19 protein-coding genes and 1 pseudogene are annotated in these 23,233 nt (G+C 55.9%); 11 read left to right on the top strand and 9 right to left on the bottom strand.

All coding sequences use genetic code 11. The features are described from left to right. Nucleotides 1–27: 27 nt before the first annotated feature. From cdaA to tilS, 4 genes and pseudogenes are all read right to left on the bottom strand, one after another. Nucleotides 28–861 carry a diadenylate cyclase CdaA gene (gene cdaA, locus BUB22_RS05880; RefSeq protein ID WP_072810962.1) on the bottom strand — a complete coding sequence of 278 codons (834 nt, stop codon included), beginning with the start codon at nt 859–861 and terminating at the stop codon, nt 28–30. Continuing rightward, nucleotides 848–1,675: a dihydropteroate synthase gene (gene folP / locus BUB22_RS17295; protein WP_254794658.1), complete on the bottom strand. Its 828-nt coding sequence runs from the start codon at nt 1,673–1,675 to the stop codon at nt 848–850. The genes cdaA and folP overlap by 14 nt, the downstream gene beginning before the upstream one ends. A gap of 129 nt (nt 1,676–1,804) precedes the next feature. Next, nucleotides 1,805–3,928, bottom strand: a pseudogene (ftsH, locus tag BUB22_RS17225) (ATP-dependent zinc metalloprotease FtsH); the annotation flags it as partial. Nucleotides 3,929–3,945: 17 nt separating this feature from the next. After that, nucleotides 3,946–5,112: a tRNA lysidine(34) synthetase TilS gene (tilS, locus tag BUB22_RS05865; protein WP_073114325.1), complete on the bottom strand. Its 1,167-nt coding sequence runs from the start codon at nt 5,110–5,112 to the stop codon at nt 3,946–3,948. A gap of 65 nt (nt 5,113–5,177) precedes the next feature. On the opposite strand from tilS, the gene BUB22_RS05860 reads away from it, so the two are divergent. Continuing rightward, nucleotides 5,178–5,420, top strand: coding sequence for a hypothetical protein (locus tag BUB22_RS05860; protein ID WP_139258764.1), 243 nt, complete (start codon nt 5,178–5,180; stop codon nt 5,418–5,420). On the opposite strand, the gene BUB22_RS05855 is transcribed toward BUB22_RS05860, so the two are convergent. The 4 genes from BUB22_RS05855 to BUB22_RS05840 are packed head-to-tail and all read right to left on the bottom strand — an operon-like array spanning nt 5,400 to nt 10,128. Next, a complete protein-coding gene (locus BUB22_RS05855) occupies nt 5,400–6,710 on the bottom strand; it encodes a hypothetical protein (RefSeq protein ID WP_073114323.1) in 1,311 nt (436 codons plus the stop codon). The genes BUB22_RS05860 and BUB22_RS05855 overlap by 21 nt on opposite strands. Continuing rightward, nucleotides 6,707–7,567, bottom strand: coding sequence for a hypothetical protein (locus tag BUB22_RS05850; protein ID WP_139258762.1), 861 nt, complete (start codon nt 7,565–7,567; stop codon nt 6,707–6,709). The genes BUB22_RS05855 and BUB22_RS05850 overlap by 4 nt, the downstream gene beginning before the upstream one ends. A gap of 21 nt (nt 7,568–7,588) precedes the next feature. Continuing rightward, complete coding sequence (locus BUB22_RS05845; RefSeq protein WP_073114321.1) at nt 7,589–8,842, bottom strand: hypothetical protein; 1,254 nt, start codon at nt 8,840–8,842, stop codon at nt 7,589–7,591. Then, a complete protein-coding gene (locus tag BUB22_RS05840; RefSeq protein ID WP_073114320.1) occupies nt 8,842–10,128 on the bottom strand; it encodes a tetratricopeptide repeat protein in 1,287 nt (428 codons plus the stop codon). The genes BUB22_RS05845 and BUB22_RS05840 overlap by 1 nt, the downstream gene beginning before the upstream one ends. Nucleotides 10,129–10,284: 156 nt before the next feature. On the opposite strand from BUB22_RS05840, the gene BUB22_RS05835 reads away from it, so the two are divergent. From BUB22_RS05835 to BUB22_RS05825, 3 genes are all read left to right on the top strand, one after another. Next, nucleotides 10,285–11,037: a YkgJ family cysteine cluster protein gene (locus tag BUB22_RS05835; protein ID WP_072810941.1), complete on the top strand. Its 753-nt coding sequence runs from the start codon at nt 10,285–10,287 to the stop codon at nt 11,035–11,037. Next, nucleotides 11,034–11,846, top strand: a complete 813-nt coding sequence (locus tag BUB22_RS05830; RefSeq protein ID WP_254794655.1) for a hypothetical protein — start codon at nt 11,034–11,036, stop codon at nt 11,844–11,846. The genes BUB22_RS05835 and BUB22_RS05830 overlap by 4 nt, the downstream gene beginning before the upstream one ends. Nucleotides 11,847–12,234: 388 nt before the next feature. Next, nucleotides 12,235–13,800 carry a peptide chain release factor 3 gene (locus BUB22_RS05825; RefSeq protein ID WP_073114319.1) on the top strand — a complete coding sequence of 522 codons (1,566 nt, stop codon included), beginning with the start codon at nt 12,235–12,237 and terminating at the stop codon, nt 13,798–13,800. A 155-nt stretch (nt 13,801–13,955) separates the two neighbouring features. Here the strand turns inward: BUB22_RS05825 and BUB22_RS05820 are convergent, their stop codons facing one another. Beyond that, nucleotides 13,956–15,500, bottom strand: a complete 1,545-nt coding sequence (locus BUB22_RS05820) for an acyl-CoA carboxylase subunit beta (protein WP_072810937.1) — start codon at nt 15,498–15,500, stop codon at nt 13,956–13,958. 229 nt (nt 15,501–15,729) lie between these two features. Here BUB22_RS05820 and BUB22_RS05815 point away from each other — a divergent pair, with 229 nt between their 5' ends. The 7 genes from BUB22_RS05815 (at nt 15,730) to gdhA (ending at nt 22,981) form a co-directional block, all read left to right on the top strand. Continuing rightward, nucleotides 15,730–15,975: an acyl carrier protein gene (locus tag BUB22_RS05815; RefSeq protein ID WP_072810935.1), complete on the top strand. Its 246-nt coding sequence runs from the start codon at nt 15,730–15,732 to the stop codon at nt 15,973–15,975. 121 nt (nt 15,976–16,096) lie between these two features. Then, nucleotides 16,097–18,505 (top strand): beta-ketoacyl-[acyl-carrier-protein] synthase family protein, encoded by a 2,409-nt coding sequence (locus BUB22_RS05810; protein WP_254794654.1) that lies wholly within the window; start codon nt 16,097–16,099, stop codon nt 18,503–18,505. 16 nt (nt 18,506–18,521) lie between these two features. Further along, nucleotides 18,522–19,253 carry an SDR family NAD(P)-dependent oxidoreductase gene (locus BUB22_RS05805; protein WP_072810930.1) on the top strand — a complete coding sequence of 244 codons (732 nt, stop codon included), beginning with the start codon at nt 18,522–18,524 and terminating at the stop codon, nt 19,251–19,253. Then, nucleotides 19,250–19,696: a 3-hydroxyacyl-ACP dehydratase FabZ gene (gene fabZ, locus BUB22_RS05800; protein WP_073114318.1), complete on the top strand. Its 447-nt coding sequence runs from the start codon at nt 19,250–19,252 to the stop codon at nt 19,694–19,696. Before BUB22_RS05805 ends, fabZ begins: the two co-directional genes overlap by 4 nt. Before the next feature lie 99 nt (nt 19,697–19,795). Beyond that, nucleotides 19,796–20,542 carry a lysophospholipid acyltransferase family protein gene (locus BUB22_RS05795; RefSeq protein WP_083535410.1) on the top strand — a complete coding sequence of 249 codons (747 nt, stop codon included), beginning with the start codon at nt 19,796–19,798 and terminating at the stop codon, nt 20,540–20,542. Beyond that, entirely contained in the window at nt 20,539–21,384 is an 846-nt protein-coding gene (locus BUB22_RS05790; protein WP_073114317.1) for a patatin-like phospholipase family protein, read from the top strand. The genes BUB22_RS05795 and BUB22_RS05790 overlap by 4 nt, the downstream gene beginning before the upstream one ends. A 247-nt stretch (nt 21,385–21,631) precedes the next feature. Further along, nucleotides 21,632–22,981, top strand: coding sequence for an NADP-specific glutamate dehydrogenase (gdhA, locus tag BUB22_RS05785; RefSeq protein WP_073114316.1), 1,350 nt, complete (start codon nt 21,632–21,634; stop codon nt 22,979–22,981). The last annotated feature ends 252 nt before the right edge of the window (nt 22,982–23,233 follow it).

The following is a 23,233-nucleotide window of genomic DNA, read 5'->3' as shown; positions in this document are numbered from 1 at the left end:
TTGCCGTAGTTCTAAAAAAGTTTATTGCTAGTTGTCTTCTACGTCGACCTTCTCCGGTACAACGACCTGTTCGCGGAAGAGTTCTGCCCAGTGGCGCTTGATTTCGGCTTCAAGTTCCTTGATGGAAAGCTTGCGGCGCAGGCTGTTGCGGTAGGCGATGGAAATGCCGCCCGTCTCTTCGGAAACGACAATCACCATGGCATCGCATTCTGCGGCGAGTGCCTTTGCGGCGCGGTGACGCATGCCGTAGCCCGCATCGCCTTCGGCGTTACCCGTGGGCATGGGGAGAATGCAGCCTGCGGCGACGATGCTGTGGCTGTTCAGGAGCACTGCGCCGTCGTGGAGGGCGGAATTTGGGAAGAACAGGGCCCTCAGCAGGCGTGAACTGATTCGGGCGTTCAGGATTTCACCGGTTTCTTCGTAGTTGCGCAGGCCCACGCGCTTTTCGAGCACGATGAGCGCACCCACATGATTCTTGGCGAGGTCCTGCACTGCAGACGTAATGGATTCGGTAACTTCGTCGAGACCGCTGGAATGGAAGAACAGTTGCCGTATGTCCGCGCGGCTTATGGTCTGGCCTATGCGGGTAAGGGCGCTTCGGATTTCGGGCTGGAAAAGAATCACGAGCGCGATGATGCCGATTCCGGTAAGGTTACTGAGAATCCACGAGATGCTCCGCAGTTCCCACCACTGCGCGATGAGCCAGGCGACAATCAGCAAAAGGCCGCCCACGATCATCTGCACGGCGCGTGTACCGCGGAACAGCAGGAACACGTAGTAAAGGAGAATGGAAATCAGGAGGACATCCAGGATATCGGCCATTCTCACGTCGATGACGTCAAAAAGTTTAAACAGTACCATGGGTCTTCAGCGCCTCCAGGTAAAGTATAGATTCTTTTGTCTCCCGCACGTCGTGAACGCGGAGTACGGATGCACCCCCGAGGACAGCGATAATGCCCGCGGTGATGGTGGGGATGAGCCTGTCGCTCTTTTCGAGGCCCGCAATCTTCCCGATATAGGACTTTCGGGATGTGCCCACAAGGATGGGGTAGCCTTCCGCGAGGAATTCCTCGGTAGATTTCATCAGGTCGATATTGTCCTGTGCTGTCTTCCCGAATCCGATGCCGGGGTCGATGCAGATTTTGGACTTCTCGACGCCCGCCTTGATGAGGGCTTCCGCGCGCGATACCAGTTCTTCGCGCACCTCTGCGACCACGTTCGCATAGGGCTTGAAATCCTGCTGCATGTTCCCGAAGGTCCCGCGCATGTGGTTGAGTACCACGCTTGCGCCGGTACTTGCGACGACTCCCGCCATTTCGGGGTCCATCGCGCAGGCGCTGATGTCGTTTATGATGTGCGCTCCGAGTTTCATACATTCGCGCGCGACACGTGACTTTACGGTATCGACCGAGATGTAGAACTCGCGGAAACCCGGATTCTCCAGGTCGCCCGAAATGTTTGCGAGCTGGGCGAGCGCCTCCACTACGGGGCAGACGCGGTCCATTTCTTCCTGCTCGCTTACGGGGGCGCTACCGGGCCTGCTGCTTTCCCCGCCGATATCGAGAATGTCCGCGCCCTGCTGCAGGAGCGATACCGCATGTTCGTATGCCGCCTCGGGCGAGTTGTGCTTGCCGCCGTCAAAGAAACTGTCCGGAGTCACGTTCACGATTCCCATCACGAGAGGTGTAGAACAGGGGATTACCTTGTTCCCGACTTTCCAGGGGAGGGCGCGACTTTGTTCCAGGACAGGCTTCAGCATATACGAGTTTTCCTGTTCGTGCGGTTCGACTGTAGTTGAATGTGCTTCGCCGTCGCTCACTGACGGCGTAACGGTTGGTGAGCCTGCCGAACCACCGCCAGCGGGGGCGGGCTTGATTTCAGCAACGGGCGCATCGGCGACCGGGGCTACCGGCGGCTGCTTGCCCGGGTCGGGCGGGGGAGTCTCTTCGCGCTTCTTCTTTTCGGCCATCTCTTCGAGAGCCTGGTACTGGCGGCTCTTCTTGGTACCGGTGAGCTTTTCGCCCGCCATGACCTTGTCGATTTCTTCGCGGTCGAGAACTTCGAACTCGAACAGCGCTTCGGCGAGGTCCACGAGCTTGTCCTTGTGTTCTTCGATGAGCTTGCGTGCGGCTGCATCCAGACGCTTGATGAGGCTGTTGACCGCGTTGTCGATCTTCTCGGCCATCATCTCGGACATTTCCTTCGGTTTGCTTATTTCGCGGCCCAGGAACACTTCGCCGTCGGTGCGGCTGTAGCATACCGGCCCGATTTCGTCGTCGAAGCCCCATTCTGTGACCATCTTGCGTGCAAGTTCGGTGGCGCGCTGGATGTCGTTGCTTGCACCCGTGCTCTGGTGGTTGAAGAATATGAGTTCTGCAAGGCGGCCCGACATCATAATCATGATGCGTTCTTCGGCGTACTCGCGGCTGTAGCTCACCTGGTCGCGTTCCGGGAGGCTCATCGTGACGCCGAGAGCGCGGCCGCGCGGGATAATCGTAATCTTGTGGAGCGGGTCGCTGTGCTTGCACAGGAGCGTCATGAGGGCGTGGCCCGCTTCGTGGTAGGCGGTGTGGCGCTTCTCTTCGTCGGTCATCAGGAGCGTGCGGCGCTCGGCACCCATGCTGAGCTTGTCGCGTGCTTCCTCGAAGTCGAGCATCGTTACCTTCTTGTTGTTGAACCGTGCGGCCAGGAGGGCCGCTTCGTTCACGAGGTTCTCGAGGTCGGCACCGGCGAGGCCAGGTGTTCCCTTCGCGATGGCACTCACGTCCACATCCTTGTCGAGCGGGACCTTGCGCTTTTTCAAATGCCCCTTCAGGATTTCTTCGCGACCCTTCAGGTCGGGGAGTCCCACCACGATCTGGCGGTCGAAGCGTCCCGGACGGAGCAGCGCCTTGTCGAGCACGTCGGGGCGGTTTGTTGCCGCAATCAAGATGACGCCTTCGTTTGCAGCGAAGCCGTCCATCTCCACGAGAAGCTGGTTCAGAGTCTGTTCGCGTTCATCGTGCCCGCCACCGAGACCTGCGCCACGCTGGCGACCCACTGCATCGATTTCGTCAATAAACAATATACACGGAGCGTTCTTCTTGCCGGTCTCGAACAGGTCGCGCACGCGGCTTGCGCCCACGCCCACGAACATTTCCACGAAGTCCGAACCCGACATGCTGAAGAACGGCACTCCCGCTTCGCCGGCGACAGCGCGTGCGAGGAGCGTCTTGCCGGTACCCGGAGGCCCGACGAGAAGTGCCCCCTTCGGGATTCGTCCACCGAGCGCATCGTATTTTTTCGGGTCCTTCAGGAACTCCACGAGTTCCTGCAAGTCCTGCTTGGCCTCGTCGCAACCCGCCACGTCGTTGAACGTGGTCTTCTTCTTCGGGTCGTTACCGATAATCTTTGCCTGGCTCTTGCCAAAGCTGAACGGGTTCTTGCCGCCACCGCCCATTTGGCGGCTCGTCATTATCCAGAAGAACGCAATGAGGATAATGACCGGGAGGAATGCCATGATGGTGTCTATCCACGTAGTCGATTCGTGGATGACCTTCACCTTCACGCCCTTGAACATTTCCCATGCTGTAATCTGCTCGTTAGAGATTTCGAGCATGTGGCTTGTGAAGTGGCGGGTGTCGCCTGCATTGTCGGAACGCGTAAAGCGCGCGATGGGGCTCTTGTTCTTGGCGGCTTCAGCAATTTCTTCGGGGGTAAGCTTGTAGGCTCCCTCGATGATGATGCCGTCGGGGGTCTTCTGGAGCGAAAGTTCGGTAATGACCTTGGTGGAATCTCCCATCATGGCCAAAAATTCGGTGCGTGTCAGGTTCTGTTCCTTGTCCTGCCCGGTAAGCGGGAACATTACGAACAGCATGACAAGCATAATAAGAACAATGATAAAGTTCCGATTCTTGAACGGGGAGGCGGGCTTCTTGATTTGGCTCATTATAATCCTTTATATATTCACTCGCAAGATACAAATTTCTGGGCTTCTTCGGGGGTGCAAAACTCGCAAATCTTGATGGTATGGCCGATTTTGGCGATGGAACGCTTGCGGTAGGCGGCCCGGTGCGGGATTTTGACGTGAGCGGGCTCTTTCGGGCCGTAGAAGAACCCGATGGGGAAGCGGAAACCCTGCTCGGCGAGCCACAGGCGGAACATCTCCGAAAGGTCGGCGTTGGCATGTTCCCGCAAGATTTTGTTGAGTTTTTTCTTGTCCAGGGTGAGTGCGGGAGTGTCATCCTGAGCGAAGCGTAGCGGAGTCGAAGGATCTTGCTTAACCAAGACCGAGTCGAAAACTGCCTCGCCCTTGGCAATGACCTTAGCGTATGCCCGGTCTGCAATTTCCGCAATCCGGCAGAGTTGTTCTGCCGCGCCGGGGCATTCCCGTTCCAGCTGGGGCAACAGTTCGTGCCGTACCTTGTTGCGGGCAAATTTCACGTCGGTATTGCTCTCGTCCTCGCACCAGGTGAGGTTGTTTTCGCGGGCGTAGGCGAGCAGTTCCTTGCGCGTCACGTTCAGGAAAGGACGGTAGATGAATTTTGATTGATGATGGATGATTGATGATGGATGATGGATGATGAGAAGTGAGGCCTGTTGCGTCACACCGCAGCGCGAAGCGCAAGTGTGTCCAATAGAGTCTAACGCCCGCAGCGATTGAATTCCCCGGAGTCCCGCAAGTGTCGTTCCGCGCTTGAGCCGCATGTACATCGTTTCCGCCTGGTCGCCTGCATGGTGCGCGGTTACGATGACGTCCTTATTGTCATCCCCGCGCAGGCGGGGATCTTCTGTCTCGTTGAATACTTCCACCAGTGCCTTGTACCTGGCATCTCTCGCATTCTCTTCGAGCGAACCTTCGGCGGCCTTGAGCACCTCGCCATCCAATCGTTTCAAGAAAAATGGAACGTTATACTTGCGCGCGAAAGCCTCCACAAAAGCGGCATCGCGGTCCGCCGTTCCTTCGCGCAGCCCGTGATGCACATGTGCAATCCCCAGCCATTCAATGCCCAACGCCTCTTTATTGCAAATGAAATAATGCGCGAGGCAAATGGAATCCAGACCGCCCGAAACTGCAATCAGCAGGCGCTTGAAACCATGACGGCGAATACTATCTGTAATGGAATCTTTCAAAGGAAACCTTGAACCCTTTACTGTCTAAAGATAATAATTTATATTTGCCCCTTAAGGAGGCCCCTATGGCTAAAAACAGAGCGAAAGCGGCGGGCAAGGTTGCCGATGCCGCAACAGAAAGCGCAAGAATGCGAGCGCTACGCATAGACGGCTCCCAGAACGGAGCCACGTTACGGACAAGGGTTGTCCGCGACAAGACAAAGTACTCGAGAACCCTTAAACACAAGAAATCCCTCGCCGACGCGGGGGATTTTCCTTTTGCTGTTCAAGTCGTTTGGGGAAATGCCCTAGAATTCGTTGACGTCTGAATCGTAGCAGGGGTATTGCTTTAGCCACTCTTCCAGTTCTTCGGGGGAATGCTGCAACTTGCATATACCCTTGAGATTTTTCGGAACCTTCACGTCTGCCGCCTTGAAAATAGCCCAGAATGCGGTAGAGCCGACGAGGTCGCCGATAAGGAACGCGTCGAAACTGTGGAGCAGCAAGCCGGACGCCCCGCCAAACAGCAGGCCTTCGAAAATCACGGTTGACCACGGGAATTTCAACACGGCCTCTTCGCAGTAATCGATGTTGTCTATCGGGGTTGCGAAAATGGTGTTGTCTGTGTCTTTTCTGAGCCAAACTTCACGTTCGTATTCGTCGTAGCATATCCCGTTAGAATAAATGCTGTGTTCAATGGGCGAAAGCGGGTAAACCTTGGAGATGACCTTCGAGGTATCCAGGACACTGAACCAGCGGTTGGGTATCTTGTGCATGAGTCTTGAAGGTGACTTGTAGACGGAATCCATTGTCTTCACATTGTAGACGACGGTATCGGAAACAGAACCAATCTTTATGCCTTCGCTCTTTTCGTTATACGCTTCGGCTTGCGTTCTCATGTAGTCGTGAGGCGAGAAGAACGGCTTGCTGAAGCCCCAGACACTCAGGGTGAGCGCAAAGCGGTTGTTGTCGTTATCAATGTCGCGGCCGTAGCGGAATTCGAGCGAGAATGCTGCTTTTTCGCCCTTGTATCGCCCGTAGAGACCTGCGCCCATTTCCTTGTAGAACTTGGGACGGGGCTTGTCAAAAAGGAACCCTTCCCCTTCGTCATCGGAAACGCGGTAGACTTCGCGGCCGTTGCGCGATACATGCTGCGTAAGGCCGAAGGCCCATTTCTGCGTTACGGGAATCTGCTCGATAGTCATCGCGCCGCCGGAATAGTGGCTCCAGAATCCGCGGTCTTCGTCCTTTATCATCGGGATGAACAGCGCATTCATGTTGCTCCACGCGTTAAACCCGAAGTAGGGAGAAACGAAACCTCCTTGCATGAAGGCGGTCAAGCTCTGCATGCCGAGCCCGAGCGTAAAATAGCCTCCGTTGAGGAATCGCGCGAAATGCCCGTCGACCCACCATTCCTCTTCGCTAATCTGGTGGTAGCTGTCGATATCTTCTTTCCGGTTCTGCATATCGCCGCCATAGCCCGATGCGCCAACCATGTTGAGCGACTTTTCGCTCTTGTAGGTGTCCATGAAGGCTGCGGCCGGAGGCGGACGCATTATGGAACTGCAACCCGAAAGGAGCGAGACTACGGCAAGCAATGTGAGCAGTCGGTACATCATAGCATAATGCTCCATTGCAGTGACCAGTACATCAGGCGTTGGTCATCGGTGCGAATGCCCGACTCGATTGTGAAGGAGTATGCCGCGTGTCCCTTGCTGTTTGTCTCCTTCAGCAGGGGGAGGCTCGTGTACCCGATAAAGTCAATCCCGTAATAGAACACCCAGTCCTGGATGTGGTACTGCTTGCCATCGGCGGTGCATTCGGGTGCTCCGACAACGTCTGATTCGGAGTCGGAACAACCCGCACTCACGATGTGGAACTGTCGCAGGCCGCCGTGTAGGCCGAATCCGAGCCCGTGGAATTTCATGAACGTCATCGAACCCGCACCGAAATTGGCGGCTCCGGTAAACAGGTGCCTTGTCTTGTCGAAGTCGGTATCGCCGTCGCTATCCTTGCCGTAGTAGCGCCCGAAGGAAAGTTCGTAAGACGCGCCCACGTAGATGGGGCCAAACCATTGTACAACAGAAGGCGCAACGCCCGCTTCGATGGGGAGGGCATAGTGGAAGTTCAGGAAAAACCCGCCCCCGAAGGTATGCCCGGACCAGTTTTCCGCCCCTTCGGGATTTGCCGTCGAGGGCCACGTGTAACTCACGGGCGTTATATCCATGCGAAAATACGAACTGCCCGAAATGTCGTCGTCGACAAGTACCGGCGGGTCTGTATTCTGCACGGTCCTACCGCTCACGTTGCAGGAATCGCAACCGCCGAACGTGCTCGAGATGGAGAAAATCTTCGATGTTCCCGGAGCGATTTGCTTTGCGATTAGTGCCTGCGGGGTAAATAGCGGCGCCATTATCAGGTCGTCGGCAAAAACGCTTGCGGCAAGCAATAGCGCAATACGTATTGACCTAAGCACTCTCACGATGTAGCTCGGGGGTTAGAATCCGAGGCTGATCTGGCCCATGTAGATACGTTCTTCGTCCTGGCCGGTGTAGTAACCGAGTTCCTCTGCCCAGGTCGCGAATTCGAGGGTCACGACGCGCAACAGTTCGAGGCTCACGCCCGCAGAAGGGTAACCGCCCTTGAAACCGCCGGCAAGTCGCAGGCTCAGTGCGCGGAGCTCGTTGTTGTAGCCGGGCCAGGCAAGGAGCGTCTGTTCCACTTCCAGGCCGAAGTTCAGGTGTGATAGCGCCTTGTAGTTCTTGTCGGCGTTTATCGCATCTACGAAGTCGCAGGCGAAGTTGAACTTGCGGGCATAGGCAGTGTTCTTGTTGAAGAATCTCGGGCTGTAGTTGAAGCCCACGCTCAGGTTCGGGGTAATCTTGTCGCCGGCGAGTTCCTTGAAGTACACGTCGCGCAGCGATGCACCCACGCGGAATTCACGTGTCAGCTGGTAGAGCACGCCGAAATCGAGACCGAAGGAAATCGAGCTGAAGTCAAAGATGTTGTGGGTTGCGTCGTCGTAGCGGTCCTCGAGGGTGTCCTGCAGGGAGCCGTAGTTGAGAATGTCAATCGTAATGACTTCCACCTTGTGGCGCTTTGCAGCCTTCGCGCCGATACCGGCGGAGAACTTGTCTGTAAACCCGTAGGCGAAACCGCCCTGCACCACGCCGTCCACGTAGAACGTGTCAACGCCGAGGAAGGGGAGGATAAGGCCGCCGTCCAGGTACGGGGCAACACTACCGTCGACCCAGACTGCACCGCCGAACCCGTGGATGGCGAGTTCCGCGTCGAACTTGACCTTCATGGTGAGGTACTTGTGGTCGTAGGAGTTAATCTTGTGGATGAGCTCGGGGTGGCTAGAGAGCGTGTCCATGAGGAGCGTGTTCTGGGCTATGCCGGTTTCCGCTGCTGCATCGCTCACGTTCTGGTAGAGCTTCTGGAGGTCCTTCGCCACGTTGTAGGTGGAGAAGTAGGTTTCGAACGGGCCCGCGCCGCCGATGTTCAAGCGGGCATCACCGAGGAAGTTGCGCGGGTAGTAGCCCTGTTCGGGGCGCTTGTCGTAGTTACCGAGGCGGTTAATCTGGCTCAAGCCTGCGTAGTTATAATAGATGGCTTCCTTGTCGTCGACCACTGCCACGTGGGCGTTACCCATGGATTCGCCGCGGAGCGAATGGTGGGTCGGTGCTTTTGCGGCAAAGACCGCCGCTCCCAGTCCGAGGGAAAGAAGTGCTGCAATAACTCGTTTCATTACTTGTTCCTCCCTTCAAACCACTTGAGGAAGGCCTCCTCCGTATAATTGTTCCAGCATCCGCCGATGTTTTCCTTGCGCCACTGGAGAGGATACTGGATGTTGCTCACGTCGGTATCCTTTGCGGCGAGGTCCATGGCGTTCTTGAGCTGTTCGCCCGTTGCGCTCCAGGTAAACCCGGTGACGAATGCGGCTATCCTATGGTCGCCAGCGGCGTCGCGGTCGTTGGAGTTCGGGTTGAAGAACGTCCTTTCGGCATCGTCGTTGGGGGTGCCGTTCCCGTCGATATCCACGTATTCGTAGCCTTCGCCGGTCTTGATGGATGCCACCTGGCCGGGCTTGTGGTGCAAGAAGTTCGTTTCGTAAACGAGAGCCTTGTTCGTGCGCATGTCTTCGTCAACCAGGCCGTCGCCGTCGTTGTCGAAGCCGTCCGTAATTTCTTCGTCGATGCAGCCGTCGCCGTCACTGTCAATCATGTCGCCGATGCTCGTGTAAGCGAGAATGGCGTCTTCGTTGCTCGTAACGGCTTCGCTTGCCGTGACCATGTAGCTGGCCATTGCCTCGGTAGCGACGGTAAGGCCGCTGTCGCTGAGGAGGGCCGCCTCGGGTACGTAAGAGCGGATGACCTCGGTCGCGATGGTCGGGTCGGCCTTGATGGCGCCGCCGATGTCGCCGAGGGTCTCGAACAGTTCAACAGACTTCTCGCCGACATCCTTCAGGGAGGCCCAGTCCACGTTGATTGACGTTCCGGAAACACTGAACAGCTTGGTCAGGTCCTGAGCGTTGCTCCTGAGCAAGAGGGCGGCCTTGGTGAGGTGGAGAACCGTGTAACTGGCCGAGATGGTCTTGAACGTCACCTTGCCGTCGGTACGGCCCGTGGTATCCCTCTCGATAAACGGGATAAGGACCTTCATCACGGAATCGATACCGGACTTGTAGTGGTTGGCGGTGGAATCGTCCATGGTCATAAACGCACTTTGACCGTCCTTGCTGTTTGCGTACTTGAGCATTTCGAACACGTTCAGCTTCTGCTGGTTCAGGACGCTCTTTGCAAGTCCGTACCACGCCTCGGAGATGGTGGAGTCCACGGCAAGCGTGCGTTCGAAGTATTCCCTGGCGAGGGTGTACTCCGCATTGCGGAAGTGGATGTAGCCTTCGTAGGTCAGTGCATCCGTGTCGGTCGAGTCGATGTTCGCCGATTCAGTCGGATTGAACAGGTTGCAGCCAACAATCCCTGTCGAGAGTGCGATGGCCGCGTACAGACAAAGTTTTTTAATACGTTTCATAGATCGGTTCCCTAGGGAATTCAATAAGCAAAAAATAACTTTCTTTGTTCTAAAAAAAACGCGGGGGTGCCTTGGGGTGGCTTTTTTTGGTAGTAAATTCGCTTTTTTCGGTAAAAAATTGCCAAAAAGGGCTCATAGTAGATATATTTGTGCTCAATGGAACTTTGCAGAGACTATTTACCCACGCGCTCCTACAAGATCGCCGAGATGCGGATGGGCTCCCTTTTGGGCTCAGAAATCGACCGTCTCGACAAGGTCGCTGCAAAATTTGGCCGGACGTACGCCATCGGTCCAGACAACTTAAAAGACGAACTGCCGAACATTATCTCGTTTGCAGGGGAGTACCACAGGGCCTACGACCTTTACCTGAAGGCGGTTCTCCCGCAACAGGAAAAGCCTATCCAGTGCAGGCCCGCGTGCGGCAACTGCTGCCATCATTACCCCATGTCGGTAGAACCGTTTGAACTGATTTCGCTCTACACGGAACTGCGCGAACGCGAAGACTTTATTTCTGTAATGGAAATGTGCCAGTCCCGTTCCGACCTGTTTAATAGTTTGTTTGAAAACCGGCTTGAAACGATTGGTTCCGAGGACGATGCGGAAGACCACGCCCTGCACGATTATTTTGAACAGTGGCGCCCGTGCCCGTTTTCGGACAGGAAGGGCGACTGCGGCGTGTATGCTTCGCGCCCGGTTTCGTGCCGCATGTACTTTAGCCAGACGGACCCGTGCTATTGCACTCCGGAACACTTGCAGACGGAAAGGAACGAAAGCTACATCGTCTACTTGCCCGACAACATCGAACAGTCGCTGGTGGACCTCTCGGAACACTATGCGGGGCTGGAACTCCCGGAAAGCTATTTCGGGGGGCTCCTGTCCTTGAATGCGTATGAAGGAGTGCTCGGGTGATAGACGAGAACGGACAGCTCGACCTGTTCGGGCAGATGGACTTGTTCGGGGCTCCCGCTCCGGATATCGCTCCTGCGCCGCCTATCCGCAAGTCGAAGTGCTCTGCGAACGGGCTCGTGCACTTCAAGTACAATTCACGTTTGAAAAGGAGCATCCGGTGCAAGGCGAACTTCCTGTTCGGCCACCCCGAGGTATTGCTCCCTTCGTACATGGAGGCGCCCGAGTTTGCCGATGCGCGCGAGCTTGCCGCCGAATGGGCAGAGCATGCGATTCGCCGCAAGACGCAGAAGAACAAGGCTATTATCAAGGATTTGGTGACGCGCTTCTGGGAAGCGGTGGACCAGGTGCTTGTAGACAAGGGGAAGGCTCCGCTCGAAAGTACGGGAAGGCTCCCGCCCATTAACCCCAGGGGGCGTTACTTCAACCTCAATCAGGTTCTAGAAGCGATAAACCATACGTATTTCGACGAGCAGCTCAAGTGTCGCATTACCTGGAGCAACCGCGTGGGGGGCTTAAGTTTCCATTCCCTGCGCAAGGACCCGATAACGGGCGAGGAGTTCCACCTGATAAGCATCAGCAGGGGCTACGATGCGGCGAACTGCCCGTTGTATGCAGTGGCGGGAGTTGTCTATCACGAATGCCTGCATATTGTTATCCCGGTGGAAGAAAAGAACGGGCGTCGCGTGGTTCACGGAAGAATTTTTAGGCAGCGCGAACGTCAGTATATTTATTATGACGAGTGGATTCGCTGGCACAAGGAAGTGCTCCCGAAAAACATCCGCGCCATGCACCGGCACAAAGATTTGTGACCGCTCGTTCGTCGTTTCGGGTGATAAAACCTCCGGTTTCTCACTCGCTCTCGCCACCGCTCCAGCTTAACGCATGGAGCTTGTGGCTCACAGGTGACCGCTCGTTCGTCGTTTCGGGTGATAAAACCTCCGGTTTCTCACTCGCTCTCGCCACCGCTCCAGCTTAACGCATGGAGCTTGTGGCTCACAGGTGACCGCACGGGCTAAGTTCGGGTATTGAAACCTCCGGTTTGCCCGTGCTCTCGCCACCGCTCCAGCTTAACGCATGGAGCTTGTGGCTCACGGATGAGTAATGTGGGGTGTGTAATGTGTGATGATTAATTTCACACTTCACACTTCACACTTCACATTTTTTCTATCTTTGGCGGCGTAAAAAACGAGATTCTTTATGAACGCAGAAATCGAGAAACGCCGCACTTTCGCCATCGTTAGCCACCCCGACGCGGGTAAGACCACCATCACCGAGAAGTTCCTGTGGTACGGGAACGTCATCCGCGAGGCGGGCCACGTGCGCGCGAAGGCGAACCGCAGTTATACCGTGAGTGACTGGATGAAGATTGAACAGCAGCGCGGTATTTCGGTTTCCTCTTCCGTTTTGAATTTCCCGTTCGAAGGTTGCATGTTCAACCTCGTCGATACCCCGGGGCACCAGGACTTCTGTGAAGATACCTACCGCGCCCTGACTGCCGTGGATGCTGCCCTCGTGCTTATCGATAGCGTGAACGGCGTGGAAAAGCAGACTATAAAGCTCATGGACGTGTGCCGCATGCGCCACACCCCGATTATCACGTTCATCAACAAGATGGACCTCGATGGCCGCCATGTGCTCGACCTGCTCGACCAGATTGAAAACGTGCTCCACATCAAGACTGCCCCGTTTACGCTCCCGATTGGCGTGGGCAAACTTTTCAAGGGTGTATATTCCATCGCCGAGAATACGTTCCATACCTTCAACAAGGAAGAAGGCCGCCAGGAAATCATCCAAATGGAAGGCCCGGATGACCCGCGCCTCGTGGAAATGTGCGGCGAGAACTGGGTGGAACAGTTCAAGGAAGAATACGAGATGGTTACGGGCGGCATGGACCCGTTCGACCACGAGAAATTCCTGAAGGGGGAGATGTGCCCCGTGTTCTTCGGTTCTGCGGTGAACAACTTTGGCGTGCGTCAGCTCTTGAACGCATTTGCCAAGCTTGCGCCGCCTCCGATGGTGCGCGAGACCGACAAGCGTCCGGTGAATCCCGACGAAAACGACTTCAGCGCGTTCGTGTTCAAGATTCAGGCCAACATGGACCCTAAGCACCGAGACCGCACGGCCTTCCTGCGCATCTGCTCGGGCAGCTTTACCCGTGGCGAGAAGGTTTTCCATGTGCGTACGGGTCGTGAAATTCGCCTGGCCGCCCCGACGGCGTTCCTTGCGAAGGACAAGGAAGTCATTGACCACGCCTGGGCGGGCGACATCGTGGGTATCAATGACCCGGGACTTTTCCGCATCGGCGATACGCTGACTGACGGCGAGAAGATGAACTTCACGGGCATTCCTGACTTCGCTCCGGAACACTTTGCCCGCGTGACGCTTCTGAACCCGCTTAAGAGTAAGCAGATGGCGAAGGGCCTTGCCGAACTTAGCGAAGAAGGCGCAACGCAGCTGTACGAGCCGCTCAAGTCGGCAATTCCGGTGATTGGCGTGGTGGGCGAGTTGCAGTTCGACGTGCTCAAGTTCCGCCTGCAGAGCGAATACGGCGCCGATGTTTCGCTGGACCGTGTTCCTGCCCACGGAATCCGCTGGGTGTCTGGCCCCGAGAAGGACATGGGCAAGTTTGCCGAGGAATACGCGATGGACTGCATGATGGACAAGGAACGAAACCTCGTGTGCCTTTTCCCGAACGAGTACCGCCTGAACCTCGCGATGAAGAACTACGAGAACCTCAAGTTCGCGGAAACGTCGCAGGGCTAGACAAGTCCTTAAGAGCAAGGTGGCGCATCGCTCCATTTGCATATAAGCATTGCTCTATTTGCAAAAAAAAGGCCCCGCTTTCGCGGGGCTATTTGTCATTCAGGAGCGACTATCTTGCTGTCATTCTGGAGCGTGGCATGGCCACGCGATAGAATCTACAGCGGGATGTTCCCGTGCTTCCTCCAGAGCCTTGCCTTCTTCTTGTTCTTGAGGTAGTCGAAGGCGGTGGCCAGGCGGTCGCGCACGTTCGCGGGCGAAATCACCTCGTCGATGTAGCCGTTCTTCGCGGCGATATACGGGTTGAGGTACTTCGCCTCGTATTCGGCAATGAGCTGCTTGCGCGTTTCCTGCGGGGTGGCGGAGGCGGCGATTTCCTTCCTATGAAGAATGTCGACGGCACCTTCAGCGCCCATCACGGCGAGCTGTGCAATCGGGAGTGCGAACACGTAGTCGGCACCCAGGTTCTTGCTGTTCATGGCGATATAGGCGCCACCGTATGCCTTGCGGAGGATAAGCGTCACCTTCGGCACGGTCGCTTCGGCGTAGGCGTACAAGAGCTTTGCGCCGTGACGGATGATGCCGTTGTGTTCCTGCTTGGTGCCCGGCATGTAGCCCGGAACGTCTTCCAGCGTGAGGATAGGAATGTTGAAGCAGTCGCAGAAGCGCACGAAACGGCTTGCCTTGTCGCTAGCATCCACGTCGAGCGAACCCGCGATGAAGTTCGGCTGGTTCGCGACGATGCCCACGACGTTACCGTCCATACGGGCGAAACCGATGACCACGTTGCGGGCGAAGTCCTTCTGGATTTCAAGGAAGCTTTCCTTGTCGGCGAAAGTCGCGATGACTTCGCGAACATCGTAGCCCTTCTTGAAGTTGTCGGGGACGATTTCCTCGATTTCCTTCGACTTGTCGACGGCCTTCGACTTTTCGGCGACGGGAGGCTTCTCGAGGTTCGACTGCGGCAGGTAGCTGAGCAGGTTGCGCACGGCTTCGAGGGTTTCCTTGTCGTCCTTACATACAAAGTGCGAAACACCGGACTTGGTGGAGTGCACGCCTGCACCGCCGAGGCCTTCGGGGGAGACCGTCTCTGCGGTCACGGCCTTCACGACGCCCGGGCCCGTGATGAACATCTGGCTCGTCTTTTCGGTCATGAAGATAAAGTCGGTAATGGCGGGGGAGTAGCAGGCGCCACCGGCACAGGGTCCGAGGATTACGGAAATCTGCGGGATGATGCCCGAGGCGAGCGTGTTGCGGGTAAAGATGCCGCTGTAGCCGTCGAGGGAATTCACGCCTTCTTCGATGCGGGCGCCACCGCCGTCGTTGATGCACACGAACGGGGACATGGATTCGAGAGCGAGGTCCATCGCCTGGCAAATCTTCTTCGCGTGGGCAGAGCCGAGGGAGCCGCCGCTAACGGTAAAGTCCTGCGATGCCACGTAGACGGTCCTGCCGTTCACCTTGCCGTAGCCGGTCACGACGCCGTCGCCAAAAATGCGCTTGGATTCGGGCAAATCGAGGCTCGTAGAAACGCGGAGGGCGCCGATTTCGCGGAACGTGCCCTTGTCAAAGAGAATTTCGAGGCGTTCGCGGGCGGTAAGCTTGCCTTGCGAGTGCTGCTTTTCGACACGTGCGGCTCCGCCGCCCGCAATGGATTTTTCCTTGTATTCGTTGAGTTTCTCGAGATAAGACTTATCCCACATGGTTATTTTGTCCTTTTTTTGATTATTTCGAGCGAAAATGTAGAAAAAATTTTGCATTATTCAAACTTATATCAATGTTTCATAAAAATAAGTCGTAAACATACGTATGGGGACTTCCCTTTAATCTATGTATTTTGCTTTTTATCCGAAAATTTCTTGATTTTTTAAGTAAAAGGCATTTTTTTTCTATCTTTGTGCGGAAAATTCATCTTTTTTTAGAGAGGAAACAATGGCAAACGAAGAAATGAAAAGCAAGCTCAAGGCCTTCTTTATGTCCGATCTCGGCGTAGATGGCGACGTTCTCCAGTTCGACACCCCGCTCTTTGGCGAAGAAATCGGTCTCGATTCCGTCGATTCCCTCGAAATCATTTCCTTCGTGGATTCCAACTTCGGCGTGTCCATGACCGGTGTCGCGAAGGAAAACTTCCAGAGCATCGATACCATCGCCGCTTACATCGAAAGCCACAAGGCTTAATTCGTCGCCTTATCAAGCGCATTCTTCGGTGCTGTTATCCTGGAGCCGTAGGCGATGGGATCACCAGCGCTTGCGTAGATATTAAAGGTGACGTGGCTACCACTAACCTGTTTTTTTTGGAATGGATATGACACCTGATGAACGTCGCTGTGTAGTTACTGGCCTGGGCGTAATTTGCGCCGTCGGTAACAATGTCGAAGAAACCTGGAAGAGTGCTTTGGAATCCGTTTCGGGAATCCACAAGACGACTTCCCTAGATACAAAGAATTGCTACGCGGACTTGGCTGCCGAAGTCAAGTGTGACACGCTCGACCAGATTGACGCACCCGAAGAGAAGGACCGCGTCTCGAAGCTCTGCATCAAGGCCGCGAACGAGGCCCTCGCCGATGCGGGGCTTTCTAATTTTGGTGACGACCAGCGCGTGAGCGTGGTCATTGGCAGTTGCGTGGGTGGCGTGCTTTCCATTGAACAGTATCACCAGCACGGGCGCGATGCCGCAGAAATTGCGAAGATGCCGATTGCATCCATTGCAAGCCAGGTGGCTGAAACCTGTGGCGCGGGCGGCATCGTGACGAACGTGGCGAACGCGTGTGCGGCGGGTACGATTTCCATCGCGGTCGCCTGCGACCTCATCCGCGCGGGCAAGGCCGACGTGGTGATTGCGGGCGGTGCGGATTCCTTCGCTTCCGTGCCGTATTCCGGATTCCTTTCGCTCCATGCGCTCGACGAGAACGGCTGCTCCCCGTTTAACCGCTGCAATGGCATTACGCTCGGTGAAGGTGCGGGTATCGTCATCGTGGAATCCTACGAACATGCCCAGAAGCGCAGCGCGAAGACTTATTGCGAGGTGCTTGGCTCCGGCGTTACGAGCGACGCGAACCACATTACCGCCCCGCGCGAAGATGGCGTGTGCCTGATGGAGGCCATCAACCGCGCCGTCAAGAACTCCGGCATCGACAAGTCCGATATCGGCTACGTGAACGCTCACGGTACGGGTACGGGCAAGAACGACAATGCCGAAATTACGGCTTTCAAGAATTTCTTTGGCGAAGACAACGCGAACGTGAGCGTGAGTTCGACGAAGGTGATGACGGGCCACTGCCTGGGCGCCGCGGGTGCCATCGAGGCGGTTTTCAGCATCAAGGCGCTTACGACCGATACGGTGCTCCCGACGTTCCCCTATACCGAGGAACAGTCCGCCGCCCTCAAGGAGAAGGTGGGCGCTCTCGACTTTGTGCAGAACAAGGCCCGCCACAAGGAACTCAAGTGCGTCTTGAGCAACAACGTGGCATTCGGCGGCACGAACGCCGCCATCGTGTTCTCGAAGGTGCCGGGCGAAGTTTCCGCCCAGTCCGCCAAGGCGAAGAAAATTGCGGTGACCGGTCTTGGAATCGTGTCTCCGCTCGGCAACAGCAAGGCCGCCTACTTGGATGCCGTAAAGGCGGGCAAGAAGCCCGAGAGCGCTTCGGTGCATTCGACCATCGCGCTCGAGGATTACAAGGAACTCGGCATCAAGATGGCGTTCTACCGCAAGCTCGATAACCTGGGCCAGCTCCAGACGGTTTCGGGCATGCGCGCCCTGCAGGATTCCGCATTCCAGGTGACCGACGATAACGCGAAGGATATCGGCATTATCGTGGGGACCAGCGAGGGCGGTCTCGGTGCCACCTACGATTTCGAGGAACTGATTGCCGAGGCGGGCAACGCGGGCGGTTCCGCGTTCAAGTTCCCGCACACGGTTTACAACGCCGCCGGTGGTTACCTCTCGATTTGCTCCGGCATCAAGGGTTACGGCGTCACGATTACGACGGGCCCGCTTTCCGGTCTCGACAGCATCGGCTACTCCATGAACGTCATCCACGACGGCCAGGAAAAGGCGATGATGGCGACCGGTACCGACGAGAATTTGCCGATTATTACCGAATTCGCCCAGAAGCTCGGTGTTGCCGCAGGCGATGTGGTCGCACCCTTTGCCGAAAACGAAGGCTTCGTGGTGGGCGACGGCTCTGTGTCGATAATGCTCGAGGAAGAGGATTACGCGAAGGCCCGCGGTGCGAAGGTCTATTGCTATGCGCTCGGGTTTGGCCATGGCCGCAAGAACGTGAAGTTCGGCAAGCTCGCTGGTTCTGACGAGGCGCTCGACAAGGCTATCAACGACGCCCTCGCCGATGCGGGTCTCTCTGCCGCCGATATCGATGCGGTCTGCGGATTCGCGAACGGCTGCAAGCGTATCGACGATATCGAGAAGGGTGCCCTCCAGCGTGTGTTCGGCGACAAGCTCGCTACGATGCCGCTGTTCGAGGTCAAGGAACGTGTCGGCGAAGGCCGTGCGGGGTCTGCCGCGCTCGCCGCCGCAGAAGCTGCGCTCCTGTTGAACGGCGAACTTGCTTGCGACAACGCCTATTTTATTGCGGGCGATGGTTCCGTGACAAGCAAGTCTGCCGATGCGACGAACCTCAAGAAAATTCTAATCATCTCTTTTGCGGCGGGTGGCTCTTACAGCGCAGTCGTGTTTGGAAAAAATCCTTAAATAGGGAGGCTCAAAAATGAAAGTTGCTCTCGTTACAGGTGCTTCGAAGGGAATCGGCAAGGCTTGTGCTTTGCGCCTTGCCCGTGACGGCTACACGGTCGTGGTGAACTACTCCAGTTCCGACGAGGCCGCGCAGCAGACGCTCGACCAGATTAAGGCCGAGGGTGGTGACGGCATGATTTACAAGGCGAACGTGGCCGACCTCTCGCAGGTGAAGGTCATGGTGCGCGAGGTGTTCAAGGCCTACGGCCGCATCGACGTGCTCGTGAACAATGCGGGCATCGTGCGCGACGAATACCTGATGATGATGAACCCCGAAACGCTCGACAAGTGCTTCGACCTGAACGTGAAGGGCTACTTCTACTGCGCCCAGCAGGTTGCGGTGAAGATGTACAAGCAGAAGTCCGGTGTGATTATCAACATGAGCTCCGTCTCCTCCAAGTTCGCGCTCGCCGGTCAGGCTGTCTATAGCGCCACGAAGGGTGCGGTAAACTCCCTCACGCAGACCCTCGCGAAGGAACTCGGCGGTTTCGGTATCCGCGTGAATGCCGTGGCTCCCGGCTTTATTGCGACCGAGATGATCGAGGCCATTCCCGAAGAGACCCGCAAGGGCTATGTGGAAAAGATTCCTCTCAAGCGCTTCGGTACCGCAGACGAAGTCGCGAACATCGTGTCTGCGCTCGCGTCTGACCAGTTCGCCTACGTGACGGGCCAGGTGTTCGTGCTCGATGGAGGCCTTTCTCTATGATGAACATTTTTGAAATCAGCGAAAAGATTGCACAGCGCCCGCCGTTCCAGATGATTGAGAAGGTCACGGAACTCGTGCCGAACGAATCTGCGACCGGCATCAAGAACGTGAGCGTGAACGAGCCGTACTTCATGGGGCACTTCCCGCAGACGCCCATTATGCCGGGCGTGCTTATTGTGGAAAGTTGCGCGCAGCTCTGCTCCCTCGTTATCGAGAAGCCCGCAGAGGATTTGGAAAAGAACCTCTACGTGCTTTTGAAGATAGACGGGTTCAAGTTTGTGAAGCCGGTAATTCCCGGCGACCAGCTCGAAATTACCGTGAACAAGACGAAGGGCGGTGGCGTTCTCGTCGGTTTTGACTGCATCGTGAAGGTGAACGGCAACGTGCATGCGAAGGGTGCGCTGACGTTTACGAGCATTCCCAAGGAATCTTTGGGTAAGTAGTTTTCCCGCTGTCATTCTGAGCGCAGGGCGAAGCCCGTAGTCGAAGGATCTGTAAGTAAAGTGAAAGTAAAGAAGAAAAATTTTCTGTTTGAACTTTTTATGCAGTTCGTCATGGTGGTCGTGATATACACCGTGCGCGTTTACCTGCTGGTGGCGTACCGCCCGAAGATTACTTTTGCGGGTTCGGTAAAGTCCCCGCGGCTCAAGACGCCCTCGGTTATTATCGCGAACCATACCAGCATGTGGGACCCCCTCATGATGCTTGCCATCTTTTTCCACAAGAAGAGCATCGTGGTGGCGAAGGACCAGGTGGAAGACCCGCATTTTAGCTGGGCTTTGACGCGCGTCAAGTGCGTGATTCCCTGCGACCGTTTTAACCTGGATACCGAATGGGCCTTGCTAGCGAAGCGCGAACTCGAAAAGGGGAACAACGTCATTATTTTCCCCGAGGGCAAGTGCCGTTACGATGGTCTGCTGAACGAATTCAAGACGGGCTTTGCTTTCCTTGCGCGCAGTACGGGCGCTCCCGTGCTTTCGGTGGGCCTTGAAGGTGTGTACAAGATAGGGCGCCGCACCCGCATAGTCGTGGGCGAGCCCGAAAAAATCGAGCGCGTGAAGGGCATACCTTCTTCGAAGCATCTGGCCGAACGCAGTGAGTATTTCCGCCAGAAGGTTTGGACGCTCAAGCAGCGTGCGCTCGGCGTTGCCGAACCGCCGGTTTTGCCCATTGCGGCAGAAACTCCGTCCGAACAGATCCCCACCTTGGTGGCCATGCGCACTAAAGAGCAAAGCTCTAAGTGCTGTCCGCCCGGTCAGGCCGGGGATGACAATAGGGGGAATGCGTGAAGACGGGGTTGGTGCTAGAAGGAGGCTCGCGCCAGACGATGTTCAGCGCAGGAGTGCTGGACACCTGGTTCGACGAGGGTATAGACTTCAATTACGTTGCGGGCGTTTCCGCCGGTGCGCACGCGGCGGTGAACTTCATTACCCGCCAGCAGGGAAGGCTCAAGTTTATCGTTCTCCCGACCCGCCTGCAAGAGGGCAAAAAATGGGCGAGCAAGTTTATCGGAATCCAGAAGGAATTTCACGCATTGAATTACCTCGCGGCCGACGGCAAGATGCCGCTCGATTTCGAGGCCTACCGGAATTCCAAGATTGAATTCGAAATCGGTCTCACCTGCTGTGAGACCGGCCGCGCCGAGTTCAAGTCCGAAAGGCAAGACAAGAAGCGCCTTCTGGACCTGATTAGCGCGAGCTGCGCCCTCCCGATGATTTTCCCGATGGCATCTCTCGACGGCAAGCACTACGCCGACGGCTGCATTACGGTCCCTATCCCGTATGAGCGTGCCTTCGAGAAGGGCTGCGACAAGGTGGTGGCTGTTTCGACGCATTACCCGGGCGAGGCCGTGACGGATTTCCGCAAGTACCGCGCAATCCTCAACCCGATGTACAAGCGCAAGTTCCCCGAACTTTTCCGCGCCCTGATGGTGCGTCTCAAGCGTTACGAGAAGATGTTCGTGCAGATGGAGAAACTCGAGAAGGAGGGGAGGCTGTTCCTGGTTCGCCCCCTCATAGAACTGTGCGACCAGTTCGATACCGACATGGACAAGATGAACGAGTCCTACGAGCACGGAGTCGAGATGGCGAAGCGCCGCATGGACGACCTGAAGGCTTTTCTGGAACTGTAGCTTCTTGTAAAATTTTACTTACAAATGGTAACGAAAAGTGGAAACTTACAAAAATGTAGGTTTTTGTATTTCTATGCCGTGAAATTTAACGAAAATTCAAACTTTTTAAAACTGATAAAAAACTAACTTACAAAAATGTAAGTTTTTGAAGATTTTTGCCCGTTTTTCACTATTTGTCATGCCCCTTTGCTATCTTTACAGACGTTAAAAACTTTAACAATCAAAACTCTCAACGGAGATATATAAAATGGCAATCAAGAATGCTTACCTTCAGAAAGTCTATGACAAGGTCGTCGCCCGCGATCCGGACCAGGCCCTCTTCCATCAGGCTGTCCGTGAATTCCTCGAATCCCTCGACCCCGTCCTCGAACAGGACAAGTCCTGGGAAACCAACGGCGTGATCGACCGCCTCGTCGAACCGGAACGCGTGATTACCTTCCGCGTGCCTTGGCTCGATGACAAGGGTAACGTTCAGGTGAACCGTGGCTACCGCGTGCAGTTCAACTCCGCCATCGGCCCGTACAAGGGCGGTATCCGTCTCCGTAACGAAGTTACGCTTTCCATGCTGAAGTTCCTCGGCTTCGAACAGATCTTCAAGAACAGCCTCACCACGCTCCCCATGGGCGGCGGCAAGGGCGGTTCCGACTTCGACCCCAAGGGCAAGAGCGACAACGAAGTGATGCGTTTCTGCCAGTCCTTCATGACTGAGCTCTGCAAGCACGTCGGTGCCGACACGGACGTTCCGGCTGGTGACCAGGGTACTGGCGCTCGCGAAATCGGTTACATGTTCGGTCAGTACAAGCGCATCCGCAACGAATTTGTGGGCGTTCTCACCGGTAAGGGCCTCTCCTACGGTGGTTCTCTCGCCCGTACCGAAGCTACCGGTTACGGCCTCTGCTACTTCACTCGCGAAATGCTCAAGGACCTCGCTAACGACTCCTTCGAAGGCAAGACCGTCGTGATTTCCGGTTCCGGTAACGTCGCTCAGTTCGCATGCCAGAAGGCTACTCAGCTCGGTGGCAAGGTCGTGACCATGTCCGACTCCAACGGCTACGTCTACGACCCGAACGGCATCAACCTCGACATCGTTCTCGACCTCAAGAATGTGAAGCGCGCCCGCATTAGCGAATACGCCAAGCTCGTTCCGGGTTCTGAATACCACGAAGGTTCTAAGGGTGTTTGGACGGTCAAGTGCGACATCGCTCTTCCGTGCGCTACCCAGAACGAACTCGACCTCGACGGTGCCAAGGCCCTTATCGCTAACGGCGTGAAGGCCGTTGCCGAAGGTGCTAACATGCCTTCTACTCCGGAAGCTATCGAAGCCTTCCAGAAGGCTGGCGTTCTCTTTGGACCTGCCAAGGCTGCTAACGCTGGTGGCGTTGCTACCTCCGGCCTCGAAATGTCTCAGAACTCCGAACGTCTCTCCTGGACCTTCGAAGAAGTGGACAAGAAGCTCGAAGGCATCATGAAGAGCATCTACGCCGCTGCTTCCTCTGCCGCTGTCAAGTACGGCCAGAAGGGCAACCTCGTCATGGGTGCAAACATCGCTGGCTTCCTCAAGGTTGCCGATGCCATGAAGTGGCAGGGCGCAGTGTAATTTTCGAAGAAAATTACCACTTTAAAAAGCGACTGGTTGTACCAGTCGCTTTTTGCATTTCATAACTGCGATGGTTATAAGGGGATAACTAATAAAATTGGGATGTTGTTCCTATGTCGATTATGCCTTTGCTGCGTCGGCCAAGGATGGGGAGGGTGCAGGGAGGGGCCCGTGCGGCCTTCGCAACTCTGAGCTGGGGCCCCTCCCGCATGTCTTTTATACCAGAAATATCTCTTTATGGAATAAAAGAAA

This window comes from Fibrobacter sp. UWCM, from assembly GCF_900129735.1.
In the GTDB taxonomy this organism is placed as follows: domain Bacteria; phylum Fibrobacterota; class Fibrobacteria; order Fibrobacterales; family Fibrobacteraceae; genus Fibrobacter.
The sequence above is the reverse complement of the archived record's forward strand: the minus strand, read 5'-3'. Positions and strand labels throughout refer to the sequence as shown.

What these genes read in the sequence shown, in the direction of transcription:
- cdaA (WP_072810962.1), bottom strand. Translation starts at nt 861, where the DNA reads ATGGTACTGTTTAAACTTTTTGACGTCATCGACGTGAGAATGGCCGAT.
- folP (WP_254794658.1), bottom strand. Translation starts at nt 1,675, where the DNA reads ATGGGAATCGTGAACGTGACTCCGGACAGTTTCTTTGACGGCGGCAAG.
- BUB22_RS05860 (WP_139258764.1), top strand. Translation starts at nt 5,178, where the DNA reads ATGGCTAAAAACAGAGCGAAAGCGGCGGGCAAGGTTGCCGATGCCGCA.
- BUB22_RS05855 (WP_073114323.1), bottom strand. Translation starts at nt 6,710, where the DNA reads ATGATGTACCGACTGCTCACATTGCTTGCCGTAGTCTCGCTCCTTTCG.
- BUB22_RS05845 (WP_073114321.1), bottom strand. Translation starts at nt 8,842, where the DNA reads ATGAAACGAGTTATTGCAGCACTTCTTTCCCTCGGACTGGGAGCGGCG.
- BUB22_RS05840 (WP_073114320.1), bottom strand. Translation starts at nt 10,128, where the DNA reads ATGAAACGTATTAAAAAACTTTGTCTGTACGCGGCCATCGCACTCTCG.
- BUB22_RS05835 (WP_072810941.1), top strand. Translation starts at nt 10,285, where the DNA reads ATGGAACTTTGCAGAGACTATTTACCCACGCGCTCCTACAAGATCGCC.
- BUB22_RS05825 (WP_073114319.1), top strand. Translation starts at nt 12,235, where the DNA reads ATGAACGCAGAAATCGAGAAACGCCGCACTTTCGCCATCGTTAGCCAC.
- BUB22_RS05820 (WP_072810937.1), bottom strand. Translation starts at nt 15,500, where the DNA reads ATGTGGGATAAGTCTTATCTCGAGAAACTCAACGAATACAAGGAAAAA.
- BUB22_RS05815 (WP_072810935.1), top strand. Translation starts at nt 15,730, where the DNA reads ATGGCAAACGAAGAAATGAAAAGCAAGCTCAAGGCCTTCTTTATGTCC.
- BUB22_RS05810 (WP_254794654.1), top strand. Translation starts at nt 16,097, where the DNA reads ATGGATATGACACCTGATGAACGTCGCTGTGTAGTTACTGGCCTGGGC.
- BUB22_RS05805 (WP_072810930.1), top strand. Translation starts at nt 18,522, where the DNA reads ATGAAAGTTGCTCTCGTTACAGGTGCTTCGAAGGGAATCGGCAAGGCT.
- fabZ (WP_073114318.1), top strand. Translation starts at nt 19,250, where the DNA reads ATGATGAACATTTTTGAAATCAGCGAAAAGATTGCACAGCGCCCGCCG.
- BUB22_RS05795 (WP_083535410.1), top strand. Translation starts at nt 19,796, where the DNA reads ATGCAGTTCGTCATGGTGGTCGTGATATACACCGTGCGCGTTTACCTG.
- gdhA (WP_073114316.1), top strand. Translation starts at nt 21,632, where the DNA reads ATGGCAATCAAGAATGCTTACCTTCAGAAAGTCTATGACAAGGTCGTC.